General features: G+C 67.5%; 15 protein-coding genes. 10 read left to right on the top strand and 5 right to left on the bottom strand.

What is annotated here, in order from left to right:
* Positions 1–19: 19 nt before the first annotated feature.
* Positions 20–1057, bottom strand: coding sequence for a substrate-binding domain-containing protein (locus DBY63_RS03840; RefSeq protein WP_027597053.1), 1038 nt, complete (start codon positions 1055–1057; stop codon positions 20–22).
* Between the two features lie 163 nt (positions 1058–1220).
* On the opposite strand from DBY63_RS03840, the gene DBY63_RS03845 reads away from it, so the two are divergent.
* From DBY63_RS03845 to recX, 3 genes are all read left to right on the top strand, one after another.
* Positions 1221–1721: a CinA family protein gene (locus DBY63_RS03845; protein ID WP_027597052.1), complete on the top strand. Its 501-nt coding sequence runs from the start codon at positions 1221–1223 to the stop codon at positions 1719–1721.
* A gap of 86 nt (positions 1722–1807) precedes the next feature.
* Positions 1808–2851, top strand: coding sequence for a recombinase RecA (gene recA, locus DBY63_RS03850; protein ID WP_007159381.1), 1044 nt, complete (start codon positions 1808–1810; stop codon positions 2849–2851).
* A gap of 65 nt (positions 2852–2916) precedes the next feature.
* Positions 2917–3369, top strand: coding sequence for a recombination regulator RecX (recX, locus tag DBY63_RS03855; protein ID WP_007159380.1), 453 nt, complete (start codon positions 2917–2919; stop codon positions 3367–3369).
* Between the two features lie 477 nt (positions 3370–3846).
* Here recX and DBY63_RS03860 read toward each other — a convergent pair whose 3' ends face one another.
* Both DBY63_RS03860 and DBY63_RS03865 read right to left on the bottom strand, forming a co-directional pair.
* Positions 3847–4926, bottom strand: coding sequence for a TIGR00730 family Rossman fold protein (locus tag DBY63_RS03860; protein WP_108581299.1), 1080 nt, complete (start codon positions 4924–4926; stop codon positions 3847–3849).
* A 15-nt stretch (positions 4927–4941) separates the two neighbouring features.
* Positions 4942–5349 carry a quorum-sensing-regulated virulence factor family protein gene (locus DBY63_RS03865; RefSeq protein WP_027597050.1) on the bottom strand — a complete coding sequence of 136 codons (408 nt, stop codon included), beginning with the start codon at positions 5347–5349 and terminating at the stop codon, positions 4942–4944.
* Between the two features lie 141 nt (positions 5350–5490).
* Between DBY63_RS03865 and DBY63_RS03870 the strand changes: the two genes are divergently transcribed.
* On the top strand, positions 5491–6228 hold the full coding sequence (locus DBY63_RS03870; RefSeq protein WP_007159377.1) for a tRNA-uridine aminocarboxypropyltransferase: 738 nt from the start codon (positions 5491–5493) through the stop codon (positions 6226–6228).
* On the opposite strand, the gene DBY63_RS03875 is transcribed toward DBY63_RS03870, so the two are convergent.
* Positions 6221–7117 (bottom strand): DMT family transporter, encoded by an 897-nt coding sequence (locus DBY63_RS03875; protein ID WP_027602598.1) that lies wholly within the window; start codon positions 7115–7117, stop codon positions 6221–6223. The genes DBY63_RS03870 and DBY63_RS03875 overlap by 8 nt on opposite strands.
* Positions 7118–7289: 172 nt before the next feature.
* Here DBY63_RS03875 and erdR point away from each other — a divergent pair, with 172 nt between their 5' ends.
* Both erdR and DBY63_RS03885 read left to right on the top strand, forming a co-directional pair.
* Positions 7290–7940, top strand: a complete 651-nt coding sequence (gene erdR / locus DBY63_RS03880) for a response regulator transcription factor ErdR (RefSeq protein ID WP_007159375.1) — start codon at positions 7290–7292, stop codon at positions 7938–7940.
* Between the two features lie 110 nt (positions 7941–8050).
* A complete protein-coding gene (locus tag DBY63_RS03885) occupies positions 8051–8419 on the top strand; it encodes a diacylglycerol kinase (RefSeq protein ID WP_007159374.1) in 369 nt (122 codons plus the stop codon).
* Between the two features lie 12 nt (positions 8420–8431).
* On the opposite strand, the gene DBY63_RS03890 is transcribed toward DBY63_RS03885, so the two are convergent.
* On the bottom strand, positions 8432–9631 hold the full coding sequence (locus tag DBY63_RS03890; protein WP_074583772.1) for a putative zinc-binding peptidase: 1200 nt from the start codon (positions 9629–9631) through the stop codon (positions 8432–8434).
* A gap of 312 nt (positions 9632–9943) precedes the next feature.
* Between DBY63_RS03890 and DBY63_RS03895 the strand changes: the two genes are divergently transcribed.
* The 4 genes from DBY63_RS03895 (at position 9944) to hutG (ending at position 16200) form a co-directional block, all read left to right on the top strand.
* Positions 9944–12424: a circularly permuted type 2 ATP-grasp protein gene (locus DBY63_RS03895; protein ID WP_108581300.1), complete on the top strand. Its 2481-nt coding sequence runs from the start codon at positions 9944–9946 to the stop codon at positions 12422–12424.
* Entirely contained in the window at positions 12424–13305 is an 882-nt protein-coding gene (locus DBY63_RS03900) for a transglutaminase family protein (protein ID WP_077171881.1), read from the top strand. Before DBY63_RS03895 ends, DBY63_RS03900 begins: the two co-directional genes overlap by 1 nt.
* 746 nt (positions 13306–14051) lie before the next feature.
* Positions 14052–15266: an imidazolonepropionase gene (hutI, locus tag DBY63_RS03905; protein ID WP_108581301.1), complete on the top strand. Its 1215-nt coding sequence runs from the start codon at positions 14052–14054 to the stop codon at positions 15264–15266.
* A complete protein-coding gene (gene hutG, locus DBY63_RS03910; protein WP_108581302.1) occupies positions 15256–16200 on the top strand; it encodes a formimidoylglutamase in 945 nt (314 codons plus the stop codon). Before hutI ends, hutG begins: the two co-directional genes overlap by 11 nt.
* The last annotated feature ends 25 nt before the right edge of the window (positions 16201–16225 follow it).

Genomic DNA, 16225 nt, shown 5'->3' on the forward strand with positions numbered 1-16225 from the left:
AAAAAGACGAAAGGTGCCCCTAGGTTCTGGCGCGAGTCGACTGGCGGATACGCAACTCCGCGCCGAAGGTCTGCTGCACCGGAGCGCTGCGATCGCCGTCGATACGCCGCTGCAGGCGCTCGAAGGCGGCCACGCCCAGGGCATGGGTCGGTTGGGCCAGGGCGCTGATACCGCCGCCCACCAGGGGAAACCAATCCAGATCATCCAGGGCCAACAGACCGAAGCGCTCGAACAGGGGCTCGCCCAGGGCCTGCAGCGCCAGGGTGGTGGCCAGTGTCGCCACGCCGTTGGCGGTGAGCAGCGCCTTGGGACCGGGACCGGGAGCGGCGAGGAAGGTGGCGAGGGCGGTCTGCAGCGCCAGGGCATCGTCAGCCTGGGCGCAATGGGTACCACGGCAGCCGGGGTGTTCGGCCAGTGCCGTGTCGAAGGCCGTCAGGCGCTGGCGACGGGAGCTGGTGCCGTCCAGGGGTTCGCTGACCAGCAGCAGGTCGCGATAGCCCTGGCGTTGCAGGTGGGCGACCCCGGTGGCGATGGCCTGGTGGTTATCGAGGCCGACCAGATCGGCCTCGACGCCGGGCAGTTCGCGGTCCAGCAGCACCAGCGGCAGACGGCTGCCCAGCTGGCGCAGGTCGGCGGCGTGCTGGCCGAAGGTGTTCACGATCAGGCCTTCGATGCTGTAGGACTGCAGCGCGGCCAGTTGCTGGCGCTCCTGGCGGGCGTCCTGATCCGTATTGCAGATCAGCAGCGAATAGCCCTGCTGGCGGCAGGCGGTTTCGACGCCATGCATGACCGCGGTGGAGTAGGGGTTGAGCAGGTCGGCCACCAGCATGCCGATCAGGCGACTGCGACCGCGCTTGAGGCCGCGGGCCATCTGGTTGGGCTGGAAATCGAGGGCGACCACGGCCTGCTCGATGCGCGCGGCGAGGGAGTCGGACAGCAGGCGGCGATCACCGCTGATGTAGCGGGACACGCTGGCCTTGGACACGCCGGCGGCGGCGGCCACTTCGGCGATGGTCGCACGGGTGGCGCGCGGACCGGGGAGGTAGACATCGTTCATGGCGTACCGCTGTTAGATTTTTGTAGGTGCCTGAAACCGGTTTCAGTAAATCTTTTCTCACGCACGGCGGCAAGCCGGTCTAAGGTGCAGGCCGACCAGTGGTCGCCGCAGCCACTCGCTTGCCGCGGTCACCTTCTAAGTCTCTTTGCACAGGAAGCTCTCGATGGACCTCCTCGACAGCCTGGCCCAACGCCTCGGTGAAGCCCTGCAGGCGGCCGGCGCCCAGGTCACCACCGCCGAATCCTGCACCGGTGGCGGTATCGCCGAAGCCATTACCCGCATCGCCGGCAGCTCCGCCTGGTTCGAGGCCGGCTTCGTTACCTATTCCAACCGCCAGAAGACCCTGCAGCTGGACGTGCCCGAGGCCCTGTTCGAGCAGGTCGGAGCGGTCAGCGAAGAGGTGGTGACGGCCATGGCGCTGGGTGCGCAACAGCGCGCCGGGGCGCGCTTCGCCGTGGCGGTGAGCGGGATCGCCGGGCCGGGTGGCGCGGTGCCGGGCAAGCCGGTCGGCACCGTCTGGCTGGCCTGGCGCGACGGCGAGAAATTGCGCACTGAACGGCAGGTCTTTGCCGGCGATCGCGCCGCCGTCCGCCAGCAGACCCAGGTCCGCGCGCTGGAGGTTTTATTGGCGTTTCTGACCGAGGAAAAAGGCCCTCAGGTGTAGCAACCGGGGGGCGACTATGGTTTAATACTGTTCACTTATACAGGTATCCACGGCCGTCTGGCCCTTCTTTCTCCGAGAGGAATCTAATGGACGACAACAAAAAGCGTGCCCTGGCCGCGGCCTTGGGACAGATTGAAAAGCAATTCGGCAAGGGCACCGTGATGCGCATGGGCGATCACGATCGCCAGGCCATTCCGGCGATTTCCACCGGCTCCCTGGGTCTCGACATCGCCCTCGGCATCGGCGGTCTGCCCAAGGGCCGTATCGTCGAAATCTACGGTCCCGAGTCCTCAGGCAAGACCACCCTGACCCTGTCGGTCATCGCCCAGGCTCAGAAGCAGGGCGCCACCTGCGCCTTCGTCGACGCCGAGCACGCGCTGGACCCGGACTATGCTGGCAAGCTGGGCGTCAACGTCGACGACCTGCTGGTGTCCCAGCCGGATACCGGCGAACAGGCTCTGGAAATCACCGACATGCTGGTGCGCTCCAACGCGGTCGACGTCATCATCGTCGACTCCGTGGCCGCCCTGGTGCCCAAGGCCGAGATCGAAGGCGAGATGGGTGACATGCACGTGGGTCTGCAGGCGCGTCTGATGTCCCAGGCGCTGCGCAAGATCACCGGCAACATCAAGAACGCCAACTGTCTGGTCATCTTCATCAACCAGATCCGCATGAAGATCGGTGTGATGTTCGGCAACCCCGAGACCACCACCGGCGGTAACGCCCTGAAGTTCTACTCCTCGGTCCGTCTCGACATCCGCCGCATCGGCGCAGTGAAGGAAGGCGACGAGGTGATCGGTAGCGAAACCCGCGTCAAGGTGGTCAAGAACAAGGTGGCACCGCCGTTCCGCCAGGCCGAGTTCCAGATCCTCTACGGCAAGGGTATCTATCTGAACGGCGAGATCATCGATCTGGGCGTGCAACTGGGTCTGATCGAGAAGTCGGGCGCCTGGTACAGCTACCAGGGCAGCAAGATCGGCCAGGGCAAGGGCAACGCCGCCAAGTTCCTGGAAGACAACCCCGAGATCAAGGGCGCCGTGGACAAGGCGATCCGCGAGAAGCTGCTGAGCCAGCCGACCAATCAGAAGGCCGAAGTGGCCGCTGAAGAAGACGCTGACGTCGATTTCTGATCGCCGGCCAGTGCTCTAGACGACCCCCGCCCCGTGCGGGGGTTTTCGCATAAGGAGGATCACCCTTGGGCAATCCACTGGATACCACCGCTGCCATCCGTTTCGCCGCCATGGACCTCCTGGCGCGTCGCGAGCATGGCCGTGAAGAGCTGTCGCGCAAACTGCGGCGGCGCGGGGCCGAGGAAAGCCTGCTCGGTCCGGTGCTGGATCGCCTGGCCGAGGATGGCCTGCTCGACGAAAGTCGCTATCTGGAGAGCTATATCGCCAGCCGTGCCCGTTCCGGTTACGGCCCCATGCGGATCCGCGAAGAACTGGGCCAGCGTGGCCTGAAAAGAGAGCAGGTGGAAACGGCCCTGCGCGAAGCGGATGTGGACTGGCAGGCGCAGCTGGAAGAGGTGTGGCGCCGGAAGTTCGGTACACCGCCGGCCGACGCCAAGGAGCGCGCCAAGCAGGGCCGCTTCCTGGCCTACCGAGGTTATGCCATGGACGGGATCAACCGGGTGCTGAGCCGGCGGTAATGGGGACTGCCCGGGGGGCTGGACTTCGCTGTGCTCAACCCAGCTTGTAGATCCATCCCGCCCACGGTGAGTGACTAATTGCGGAAAACGAACGCTCGCACGGCTAACCCCTCTCCCTCAGGGAGAGGGTTGGGGTGAGGGCGCTTCGCGGTGATGCCGAGTGGAAAAGGCGGCGCCATTTCCCGTGCGCTTGCCAGAAAGGGATCGCGGTCAGAGCCATCGCGGCCATGGGCCGCTCCTACCGTCAACTCAGCGTCTGTAGGAGCGGCCCATGGCCGCGATGGCAACGATCAACCTCGATCGCGCAGGTTCGCGGTGAGCACATTGCAGCCCGACCTCGGGTCTGGTGTTGAGGATCGTTGGGCTTCGCTGCGCTCAACGCCAACCTCGTAGGTTGGGTTGAGACGGCTCCATCGTCGAAGCCCAACAGGGGCCCTAGAGCCTGGATTCGTTGGGCTTCGCTTTGCTCAACCCAACCTACGTGGCTGCCCAATGCTCTGGTCGATTGAGTTCGTCCACCAGTTCGCGCAGACGGCCATAGTGACGGCCGTGGAAGTCGAAGGTGAGGCGCGTCAGGTGGGCGAATTCCGCTTCGTCGGCCTCGCCTTCACCCGGGGCCAGCTGGGTGAAGCCCGGGGTCCGGCAGAGGTCGGCGAAATCCGTGGCCAGCTGCTCCAGGCAGGCAGGGGTCACGGCGTGCTTGAGACGGATATGCAGCAGGCCGTCACGCCGGCGGGTGGAGTGGTAGTTGCCGTAGAAGTGCTCGATCTCGGCCGCGGCGGCTTCCGGCGAACGCACCAGGCGCACCAGCTTGAGATCGGCGGGGAGGATGTAGCCTTCTTCCAGCAGGTTGCGCTGCAGATAGGCCAGGGTGTCGTCCCAGAAATGGCCGTCGGGGGTGTCCAGCAGGACCAGCGGCACCAGGGGGCTCTTGCCGGTCTGGATCAGGGTGAGCACCTCGAAGGTCTCATCCAGGGTGCCGAAGCCGCCGGGGCAGAGCACCAGGGCATCCGCCTCCTTCAAAAAGAACAGCTTGCGCACATAGAAGAAGTGAAAGGACAGCAGGTGATCCGTGCCTTCGATGGTCGGATTGGCGCGCTGTTCGAAGGGCAGGGTGATGTTGAAGCCGAGACTGGCTTCGGGCCCCGCGCCCTCGTGGGCGGCGCCCATGATGCCGGCGCCACCGCCGGTGATGACCATCATGTCGCGGCGGGCTAGGGCGCTGCCCAGCTCGCGGGCGAGGGTATAGAGGCCGTGATCGATGCGGGTCCGCGCCGAGCCGAACACCGTGACCTTGCGCCGCCGGCGAAAGCGCTCCAGGGTGCGGAAGGCCTGCTCCAGCTCCTTGAGCGTCTGCAGCATGATCTTGGCGTCCCAGCGCGCCGGATTGGTCTGCGCCATGCGCACCACCGTCACCAGCATCTCGCGGTAGAGGCCGAGATTGGGGCTGCCGCCCGGCAGGGCATGCGCCAGCAATTCGTCGATGCGCTGACCGAGGTCGGCGGCGCTAGGCTCCACATGGCGGGCCAGGTAGCTGTCGTCGCTGTCCTCGGTCATGGCCGCGGTCTCCGCTTACTTGCCCAGGCCGCAGTCGGCGGCCTGGAAGCGCTCGACCATGACCGGCTTGTTGGTCTGGTATTCGGTGAAGTCATAGACCAGGGTGGCGCCGCGGGCCAGCAACTGGCGATAGCCGTTGTTCTGGCAGACGCTCTCGGCGAGCTGCACCCGCACCGTGGCCGGATTCTCGCGCATGCGGGCGGCATGGGCCGGGCGGACGCTGAGGTTGTTGATCAGCTGCTTGCCTTGCACGGTGTAGCCGCGGTCGAGGATGTCCTCGTTGATGGCGCGGGGCGTGCCCTGGCTGCTTTCGGTGGCCACCTTGCGCAGCATCTGGTTGAGCTCGTGGTCCTTGAGCGACTCGGCCGCCTGGACGGTGAAGGGCAGGGCGAGGGTCAGGGCGAGCAAAGCAAAACGAGGCATCGTGTTCTCCAGCGTAGAGGAGCCCGTTTCGACCGTGGTCGCGGGCGGGGGTTCGCAAGGCGTCTGCGCAGGGTAACCTGCCTGGCCGCCGCGGGCATCCCGATCGCTCTGGTAAACTGCGCTTTTGCCCGCGAGCCCGGCATGACCCCGATCAGCGACACCCCTCTGCATGCCGTGGCCCGTCTGCGCCAGGAGCGCCTGGCGCGCAGCATCAAGCCCTTCATCGCCCGTGGCTCGCGCATGGCGCGCTGCCCGAATTGCCGCCTGGCGCCCAGCCACTGCCTCTGCGACCTGCGTCCCCTGCGCCAGACCCAGGCCGGCATGTGCCTGCTGATGCACGACGTCGAGCCGCTCAAGCCGAGTAACACCGGCTGGCTGATCGCCGATGTGGTGGCCGATACCCACGCCTTCGGCTGGAGTCGCACGGCGGTGGATCCGGCGCTGCCGGAATTGCTCGCGCAGCCCGAGTGGCAGCCGCTGCTGGTGTTTCCCGGCGAATACGCCGCGCCCGAGCGGGTAGTCGAGAGCCTGCCGCTGGCCCCCGGTCAGCGCCCGCTGTTCGTGCTGCTGGATGCCACCTGGACCGAGGCGCGCAAGATGTTTCGCAAGAGTCCCTATCTGGACCACCTGCCGGTGCTGAGCTTTCAGCCCAATGCGCTGTCGCGCTACCGGTTGCGGCGCTCCACCCGCGGCGAGCACCTGTGCACCGCCGAGGTCGCCGCCCTGTGCCTGGAACTGGCCGGTGAGGCACCGGCCGGACGCCTGCTGGAGGCCTATCTGGATGTCTTCAGCGAGCGCTACCTGGATGCCAAGCATCACCTGCCGCTGGCGGCGGACAGCCCGGCCAGCCAGCAACTGAAGACCCTGCGCGCTAGTTGACCGGCTTGACCTCGACCGGCGCCTGGCGCGGCCAGAGCTGGGCGGCGAGCATGCCGGCGAACATCAGGACGCAACCCAGATAGCCACGACCGCTGAGGGCCTCGCCCAGCAGCCAGGCACCAAAGAAGGCGGCGAACACCGCCTCCAGGGAAAAGATCACCGCCGCATGGGAGGCGATGGCGCCGCGTTGGGCGAAGACCTGCAAGGTGTAGCCGATGCCGGCGGCAATCACCCCGCCATAGAGCAGCTCGGGCAGGGCCAGGACGACCCCGGCCGACTGGATCGGCTCGAAGGCCAGCGCCAGCGCGAGGCTGAGCACGGCGCAGACGCCGAATTGCAGGATCGACAGCACCGTGGCGTCATGGCGACTGGAATAGTGACCCACCAGCAGGACATGGACACCCCAGGCCAGCGCGCCGGCCAGTTGCAGCAGATCGCCCGAGGCCACCTGGAAGTTGTCGCCGATGCTCAGCAGCCCCATGCCCACCACCGCCAGGCTGGCGCCGATCCAGGTGCCCAGGTGGCTGCGCTGGCCGAGCAGCAGCCCCAGCAGCGGCACCACGATGACATAGAGACCGGTGATGAAGCCGGAGTTGGTCACGCTGGTGAACAGCAGCCCCACCTGCTGCAGATTGATGCCCAGGGTCAGCACCAGGCCCATCAGCAGGCCGCCCTTGAGGGTGTCGCGGGTCAGGCGCTGCTGGCGGCCGCGGCGGCGCAGGAACAGCAGCAGCGGGACCAGGGTCAGGGCGCCCAGGGCGAATCTCAGGCCGGTGTAGAGAAAGGGACCGATGTGCTCCATGCCGCCGGTCTGGGCGACGAAGGCGCTGCCCCAGATGAGGGCGGTGAGCAGCATGAGCAGATCGGCACGCAGGGCGGCGCTGGGCATGGGGCATCTCTTGGGCAAAACGGCAACTGTGCCGCAAACCGCAGGGCCTTGCCTACCGTCGGCGAGCCACCCGGCCTTGCTCCCGTCCGCGCCGTTCGGCATGCTTGCGTGCAGCCCGTGCGCCAGCTTCCTGGTCGATGGGGGCGCTCACGACAACAAGGAAAGCTACACCATGGCGGCTGCCTACCAGATCCTGATCGCCGACGATCATCCGCTGTTTCGCAGCGCGCTGCAGCAGGCCCTGACCCTGGGTCTGGGTGCCCAGGCGCGGCTCACCGAGGTGGCCGACATCGCCGAACTCCAGGCCTGCCTGGCCGAGCGCACCGACTGGGATCTGGTCCTGCTCGATCTCAACATGCCCGGCGCCTATGGCTTTTCCGGACTGGTCCTCTTGCGCGGCCAGTATCCCCAGGTGCCGGTGGTGATGATCTCGGCCCAGGAAGAACCGGCGGTGGTGCAGCGCGCCCGGGAATTTGGCGCCAGTGGCTTCATTCCCAAGTCCAGCGATCTGAGCACCCTGCAACAGGCGGTCAGTCAGGTGCTGGATGGCGATACCTGGTGGCCACCGCAGGTGGAAGGCGCCGCCGCCCTGAGCGAGGAGGCCAAGGCCGCCAGTGCCGGCCTCGCCAGTCTCACGCCGCAGCAATTCCGGGTGCTCACCATGCTCTGCGAGGGGCTGCTCAACAAGCAGATCGCCTTCGAGCTGAATGTCTCCGAAGCCACGGTCAAGGCCCATGCCACGGCCATCTTTCGTAAACTCGGCGTCCGCACCCGCACCCAGGCGGCCCTGCTGCTGCAGCAGCTGGAGAGCACGTCCGGCTGATGTCCGCTGGCAGCGGCGCCCGGCGTGGGCGTGACTGCCCGCTTTCCAATTTTCCGCACCTGCCGTCCACGCGCGGCGGCGGTTCGCCCCTGCTGGATGGAGCTTTTTTCGTGATCTCTCCCTACAAAGGCAAGACCGGTCTGCGCCGGGTCATCAACGCCACCGGCTATTCCCTGGCCGGCCTGCGCACGGCCTTTCGCCAGGAAGCGGCCTTTCGTTCGCTGGTGCTGCTCAACGTGGTGCTGGTGCCCCTGGCCTTCTGGCTGGACGTGAGTCGCGGCGAGCGGGCGCTGCTGGTGGCGGTCTGCCTGCTGTCGCTGGTGGTCGAATTGTTCAACGCCGCCATCGAGGCGGTGGTGGATCGCATTTCCCTGGACTGGCACGAACTGTCGAAGAACGCCAAGGACCTTGGCAGTGCCGCGCAGTTCGTGGCCATGATCATCATCGCCGTGGTCTGGGGCATCGTCCTGCTCGGCTGAGCAGGACGAGGATCACAGGGTCGCGCCCAGGGTGGCGCCGGCTGCCGTGTCGTCCGCGGCGAGGCCCCGTTCCAGCAGGCTGGGCTGGGCCGAATGGATGACCTTGTGGATGAAGTGCAGCTTGGCGATCACCGGGGCGGGCAGGGCGAAGGGATAGAAGTCCGGCTGGCCCATGCTGCGGGACAATTCGTTGAGCATGGCCGCCAGTTCGATCCAGGCATTGGCGAAGCCGAGGAATTCGTCGTCGCTGCGGTCTTCCGCCTCGTACAGCGCCTCGCGGGTAAAGGGCTGGAAGTCCAGCTGCAGGCTGCCGGCGTTCATGCCCAGGCTGGCGGCGGTGGCCAGGGTATCCATCATGTGCAGGTAGTGCGCCCAGGTCTCCGCCCAGTCCTCCCAGGGGTGCATGGTGGCGTAGGCGCTGACGTACTGGCTTTCCCAGCCGGCCGGTGCGCCCTGTTCATAGTGGCGCTGCAGGGCTTCGCCATAGTCGGCGCGCTCGTCGCCGAAGAGGGCGCGGAAGGGCTCTTCCCAGTCGGTCCCGGCGACCAGACGATCGAAGTAGTAATGCCCGACCTCGTGGCGGAAATGGCCGAGCAGGGTGCGATAGGGTTCGTGCATGTCGGCGCGGACCTTTTCCCGGTGGGCATCGTCCGCTTCGAGGATGTTCAGGGTGATGAGGCCATTGGCATGCCCGGTGGTGGGGGTGCCGGTGGCGTCGGGGGCGAGGAAGTCGAAGGCGAGTCCGTGCTCGGCATCCACGGTCTGGGGGATCACCTGCAGCCCCAGGCCCAGCAGCTGGGCGACCAGTTGCCGCTTGGCCAGCTCCAGCTTGCGCCAGCGCTCGCCGTTGCCCTCGAAGGACAGATCCGGAATGGTGTGATTGAGCTGGCAGGCGACGCAGAATTCGTTGCCGGAATCGGCCGGCACCAGCCAGTTGCAGGCGGCCGGCGTGTCCAGGTTGGCGCAACGGCGATAGAGGCCGCTGCCGGCCTCGGGCAACTGCCAGAGACCGCCTTCGCCCGGCAGCAGCGCCGTCGGCGTACCCTGGTCCGGGGCGTAGCCCAGGGCGTTGCCACAGGCCAGGCATTCGCTGTTGGGAAAGAAGATGGCCTGGCCGCAGGTGCAGTTGGCGACCTTGCGCTGGACGGGCAGGGCGCGCAGGGCGTTGCGTTGCTGACGATTGGAACTGTAGCTTCCGAGAAAATTGCGCATGGGGGCTGATACCTGGCGAGAGCGGCCGCGTCGGACGCCGGCGGAGCGCTGGCGTCTTGCTAGCGAATTAGTAGAGCGGCCAGACCCTGGAGTTCCAGGTTGTTCGTCGCCTGGGACGACCGGCGAGGGCTCTGGGATCGGTCCCGGCACCCGCTGACGCTCCGCTGGCCGCGGTGGCCCGTGTTTGCGGTGGCGCATCCCGAGCCACACCACTACCCTAGTGACCATCGAGACGGGCGCGGGCGTTGCGGCGCCCCCGCCGCTGCGCGCCGTCCGAATCCGCTTCCGTACCCTGTCAGCCGTCCCTTGACCATGCCCCCGAACGCTTCCCGCAATGCCAGCGACATGACCGGCAGCTACCACGAACTCTGGAGTCCGCGGGGCGGCGTGCGGCCGCCCTGGCGGCGCTTCTACGGGCACCTGGCCGGGCTGCGACCCGCCCAGCTCGATCAGCGCCAGGCCCTGATCGCCCGGCAGATCCAGGAAAACGGCGTGACCTACAACGTCTACGCCGATCCCAAGGGCAGCGATCGGCCCTGGGCGCTGGACCTGCTGCCCCAGCTGATCTCGGCGGAGGAGTGGGCGCCCCTGGCCGCCGGCGTGGCGCAGCGGGCGCGCTTGCTGAATCGGGTGCTGGGCGATCTCTATGGCGAACAGCGCCTGCTGCACGAGCGGCTGCTGCCGCCGGAGCTGGTGTTCGGGCACAACAACTTTCTCTGGGCCTGCCAGGGGTTGCGTCCGCCGGGCGATACCTGGCTGCACGTCTATGCGGTGGATCTGGCGCGGGCGCCTGATGGCCGCTGGTGGGTGCTGGCCGATCGCACCCAGGCGCCGTCCGGCGCCGGCTATGCCCTGGAGAATCGCCACATCGTGGCGCGGGCCTTTCCCGAGTTGCACCGCGATCTGCAGGTCCAGCCGCTCAATGGCTACTTCCAGGCGCTGCAGCGCACCCTGAGCACGGGCCTGGACACCGGCGAGGAGGCGCCGCTGGCGGTGCTGCTGACGCCGGGGCGCTACAACGAGACCTACTTCGAGCACCTCTACCAGGCGCGGCAACTGGGCTTTCCGCTGGTGGAAGGCCAGGACCTCACGGTGCGCGACGCCTGCCTCTATCTCAAGACCCTGAGCGGGCTGAGGCGCGTCCATGCGGTGTTCCGCCGGCTGGACGACGACTTCTGCGATCCGCTGGAATTGCGCACCGATTCGGCGCTGGGCGTACCCGGTCTGCTGGAAGCGGTGCGCCAGGGCAATGTCATCATGGCCAATGCCCTGGGCAGCGGCTTGCTGGAGTCGCCCGGCCTGCTGGGCTTTCTGCCTGGGGTCTGCCAGGCCCTGCTGGGCGAGACCCTGGCACTGCCTTCCGTCGCCACCTGGTGGTGCGGGGAGACGCCGGTGCGCGAAGCGGCCCTGGCGAGGCTGGCGGAGCTGGTGATCAAGCCGGCCTATCCGGCCCAGGGCTTCGAGCCGGTGTTCGGCAAGGCCCTGGATGCCGCGGGGCTGGCCGAACTGCGCGCGCGCATCCTGGCCACGCCCCACGCCTATGTGGCCCAGGAACGCATCCAGCTGTCCCAGGCGCCGGTCTGGCAGGGCAGCAGTCTGCAGTCGCGGGCCATCGGCATGCGCGTCTATGCGGTGGCCAGCGAAGACGGCTACTGGGTGATGCCCGGTGGGCTGACCCGGGTCGCTCATGAAGGCGCCGCGGTGGTGTCCATGCAGCGCGGCGGGTCGAGCAAGGACACCTGGGTGCTGGGCGGCAGTCGCGGCGCCGCCGAGGTACCCGGGGCGCGGGTGCTGGGGGTGCGCGACCTGGTGCGCAAGGACCCCTTCCTGCCCTCGCGCACCGCCGAGAATCTGTTCTGGTACGGTCGCTACAGCGAGCGCTGCGAGGATGCCGCGCGCCTGCTGCGGATCGTCCTGAGTCGCTACCTGGACGCCGACGACGGCGGGCCGGCGGTGCAGTCGGCCATCGATCTGGCCACGGCCCTGGAATTGCTGCCCGCGGGTGGCCGGTTGGCGGAGCAGCTGCATGCCGCCCTGGGGCCGGGCGACTTTCCCAGCGGCCTGGGCGCCAATCTGCAACGGCTGCACTGGGCCGCGGCCCAGGTCCGCGGCCGGCTGTCGCCGGAGAACTGGCGTGCCATCCGCGAGGTGGAGCGCGAGGCCCATGGCCTGGGTCAGGTCGGCAGCGAGCCGGGCGAGGCGCTGCAGAGTCTCAACCGCCTGGTGATGGCGCTGGCTGCGGTGGCCGGCTTCACCTTCGACGACATGACCCACGACGAGAGCTGGCGCTTTCTGATGATCGGCCGGCGCATCGAACGGGTGCAATTCCTCGCCGGCAGCCTGGCGCACTTCCTCGAAGGCGGCGCCACTTGGGATGCGGCGGGCCTGGAATGGCTGCTGGAGCTGGGCAACAGCATCATCACCTATCGTTCGCGCTACCAGGCGGCGCCCCAGCTGATCCCGGTGCTGGACCTGCTGATGCTGCACGAGCACAACCCCTATTCGATCCGCTTCCAGCTGCATGCGCTGATCAACGCGGTGGAGCACCTGGAGCGCTATTACGGCCTGCCCCGCGATCCGGCATTGCACGATACCTACGACCGCCTGCGCCGCTTCGACCTCGGCACCCTGGAGAACACCCTGTTCGGCGACGCCGGCCGGGTCGAGGTGCAGCAGGGCCTGGCGCGCCTGCTGCGACAGATCGCCGAGGCCAGCAGCCAGCTGTCCGAACGGGTCATCTATCGCTGCTTCGCCCATGTCGACGCCGTCAGTCAGCGCACGGTATCCATGTGATGAATCAGGTTCGCTATCGCATCCAGCACGACACCCACTATCGCTACGAGGCGCCGGTATCGCTGTCGCAGCAGCTGCTGCACCTGTTGCCACGCGACTGCGCCTGGCAGCGCTGCCTGTCCCGGCAACTGGTGATCCTGCCGCAGCCGACCCAGCGCCAGGACGCCTGGGACGCCTTCGGCAATCCGCTGACCCGGCTGTCCTTCGAGCGGCCCCACGACGAACTCTATGTCGGTACCGAGCTGGAGGTGGAAGTGGACTCCCGCGCCGGTCTCGGGCTGGCGGATTCGCCCCCCTGGGAACAGGTGCGCGATGGCCTGCGCTATCCCGCCGCCCGGGTGCCGCTGGACGTCCATCACTTCCGCTTCGAATCCCCGGCGGTGCCCGTGGATGGCATCTTCGCCCGCTTCGCCGAGGACTGCTTCCCAGTGGGCCGCCCCCTGCTGCTGGGCTGCCGGGCGCTGATGGAAAAGATCCACCGCGAATTCCGCTTCGACGCCACCGCCACCCAGGTGGCGACGCCGCTGCGCGAGGTGCTGGAGCATCGCCATGGCGTCTGCCAGGACTTCGCCCACCTGATGCTGGCCTGCCTGCGCGCCCTGGGGCTGGTGGCGCGCTATGTCAGTGGCTATCTGCTGACCCGGCCGCCGCCGGGCAAGCCGCGGCTGATCGGTGCCGACGCCTCCCACGCCTGGGTCAGCGTGCATTGCCCGCTGCTGGGCTGGGTCGACTTCGATCCCACCAACGATGTCCTGCCGGATCTGGAGCACATCACCCTGGCCTGGGGCCGCGACTTCACCGACGTCTCGCCGCTACGCGGGGTGATCCTCGGCGGCGGCGACCACGATCCGGTGGTCGAGGTGACGGTGACGCCGCTGTAGCGTGCTTGGCTTGGCAAGCATTCCAGCTATGAAACACCTGCCTCCAGCGCTGTAGCGTGGAAAACGGCGCAGCCTTTTCCACCGGGACTGCGTGGCGAGTGTTGCCCTCACCCCAGCCCTCTCCCGCGGGGAGAGGGGGAGTCCGAGCAGGCGTTCAGCGCTATCTCCGAAACGCCTACCTACAGTGCTGTAGCGTGGAAAACGGCGCAGCCTTTTCCACCGGGACTGCGTGGCGAGGGTTGCCTCATCCCAGCCCTCTCCCGCCGGGGAGAAGGGGTGTTCGAGCAGGCGTTCAGCTCTGTCTCCGAAACGCCTACCTGCAGTGCTGTAGCGTGGAAAACGGCGCAGCCTTTTCCACTGGGACTGCGTGGCTAAGTTCGCCCTCACCCCAACCCTCTCCCGCGGGGAGAGGGGGTGTTCGAGCAGGCAGCTCTATCAGTCCGGGCAAGATCGCCATCAGCTGTCGCACCTGCTTGTAGAAGTAGAGGCGACGCTGACCGTGGTTATTTTCAAGATAGAACCCTAGTTAGGCCGGCCTTCGCTGGGTCGTGGCAACGGGCGACCACTCTTGCGTCTCCGCTATTTCTTATTGTCTATACAAAATGAGTATCGCCTTTCTCTGGTGCTGAGCTTCCGTAGCATCGCTATCAGCATTCTGCGTGCGCCACAGGTAGGGAGCAACTCCATATGCTTGACGAGGGATCTACTCTAGATTAAATGTATATACATTAACCGGAGAGGTCACCATGTCCGTCGCTACCCAAGCGCTGCTCTGGCGCCATGTCACCCTGTTCGATGGCCTCCAGACCTGGCCCACGCCCATGGCCGTGAGGGTGGAGGCTGGCCGCATTGTCGGACTCTGGCCGGAAGCCGACTTCCAGGCCGCGCAGGGCGAGGGGGCCGAACTGGCCAGGGAGGGCGGGGTGCTGACGCCCGGGCTGGTGGATTGCCATACCCATCTGGTCCATGCCGGCCAGCGTGCCGGGGAATTCGAGCAGCGGCTGGAAGGGACGAGCTATGCCGAGATCGCCCGGGCCGGTGGTGGCATCCTCGGCACGGTGCGCGCGACGCGGGCGGCCAGCGAGGCGGAGCTCTTCGTCGTTGCCCGACCGCGCTTGCAGGCGCTGATCGACGAGGGCGTCACCACCGTGGAGATCAAGTCCGGCTATGGCCTGACCGTGGCCGACGAACTCAAGCTATTGCGGGTCGCTCGGCGTCTGGGTGAGGCGCTGCCGGTACGGGTGATCACCACGCTGCTGGGCGCCCATGCCGTACCCCCGGAATTCCAGGGCGATGCCGAGGGCTACGTCGATCTGGTCTGTCGGGAGATGATCCCGGCCGCGGTGGCCGAGGGCCTGGCCGATGCGGTGGACGTCTTCTGCGAGGGCATCGCCTTTTCGCCGGCCCAGTGTGAGCGGGTATTCCTGGCGGCGCGCGAGCACGGTCTGCCGATCAAGGCCCATGCCGAGCAGCTGTCCAACCTGGGTGGCAGCGCTCTGGCCGCTCGGCTGGGCGCGCTGTCGGCGGATCACGTGGAGTATCTCGACGAAGCCGGGGTGCGTGCCCTGGCCGCCGCCGGTACCGTCGCCGTGCTCTTGCCCGGTGCCTTCCTGATGCTGAGCGAAAACCAGCATCCGCCGGTGGAATTGCTCCGTCGGTACGGGGTGCCCATGGCCCTGGCCAGTGACGCCAACCCCGGCACCTCGCCGCTCTATCTGCCGACCCTGATCGCGAACCTGGGCTGCACCCTGTTTCGCCTGACCCCCCGCGAAGCCCTGGCCGGCATGACCGCCCATGCGGCCCAGGCCCTGGGGCGTCCGGAGCTTGGCCGTATCCAGGTGGGTGCCCCGGCGGATCTCTGCCTGTGGGACGTCGGTCAGCCGGCCGAGCTGGCCTATGAGGTGCGTCCGGGGCGCCTGCGTCAGCGCGTCTTCGCCGGGGAGGTGCAGCATGTTCGCTGATCGCCAGACCCTGGAATGCTGGACCGGTCGTACCGATCCGGAAGCCGACGCCTTGCGCTGGCACCAGTGCATCCAGCCGCTGGCCGTGGACAGCGCGCCGGGTATGGCGCTGCTGGGTTTCGCCTGCGACGAGGGAGTGCGGCGCAACCAGGGTCGCACCGGCGCTGCCGAGGGTCCCGTCGCCCTGCGGCGGGCCCTGGCCAACGTGGCCTGGCAGCGTCAGGGCCCAGCCTATGATGCCGGTGATATCCGCTGCGCCGATTGTGATCTGGAAGGCGCTCAGACGCGCCTGGCCGGGGCCGTGCGCGGTCTGCTGGACGGCGGTCATCTGCCGCTGGTGCTGGGCGGCGGTCACGAGGTGGCCTGGGCCAGCTGGTCGGGCCTGGCGCTGCACCTGGCCAAGACGCTGCCCAAGCCGCGCATCGGTATCGTCAATTTCGATGCCCACCTGGACCTGCGCGATCCGACGCGGGGACCCACCTCAGGTACGCCCTTCGCCCAGATCGCCGCTCATTGTGCCCGCCACGACTGGCCCTTTCGCTATGCCTGCCTGGGCCTGAGCCTGGCCGCTAATACCCGCACCCTGCTCAGGCATGCCGCCGAGCTGGATGTGTTGATCCGCGAAGACCACGAGATTCGCGAGGGCAGCCTGGAGCGCATCGGCGCCGAGCTGGACGCCTTCGCCGCCGGCTGCGATGCCCTCTATCTCACCTTCGACCTGGATGTGCTGCCCGCGGGCGAGGCGCCCGGGGTCAGCGCGCCTGCCGCCCATGGCGTCAGCCTCGCCCTGTTGGAACCGCTGATCCGTCGGCTCAAGGCCAGCGGCAAGTTGCGCCTGGCCGACGTGGCCGAACTCAATCCCGCGCTCGACCAGGACGGCCGCACGGCCCGGGTCGCGGCGCGGCTGATCCATACCCTGGCACTGGACCTCTAGGGCCTGCCGCGAACAACAAGAGAGG

Source organism: Pseudomonas sp. RIT411 (assembly GCF_003057735.2).
In the GTDB taxonomy this organism is placed as follows: domain Bacteria; phylum Pseudomonadota; class Gammaproteobacteria; order Pseudomonadales; family Pseudomonadaceae; genus Chryseomonas; species Chryseomonas oryzihabitans.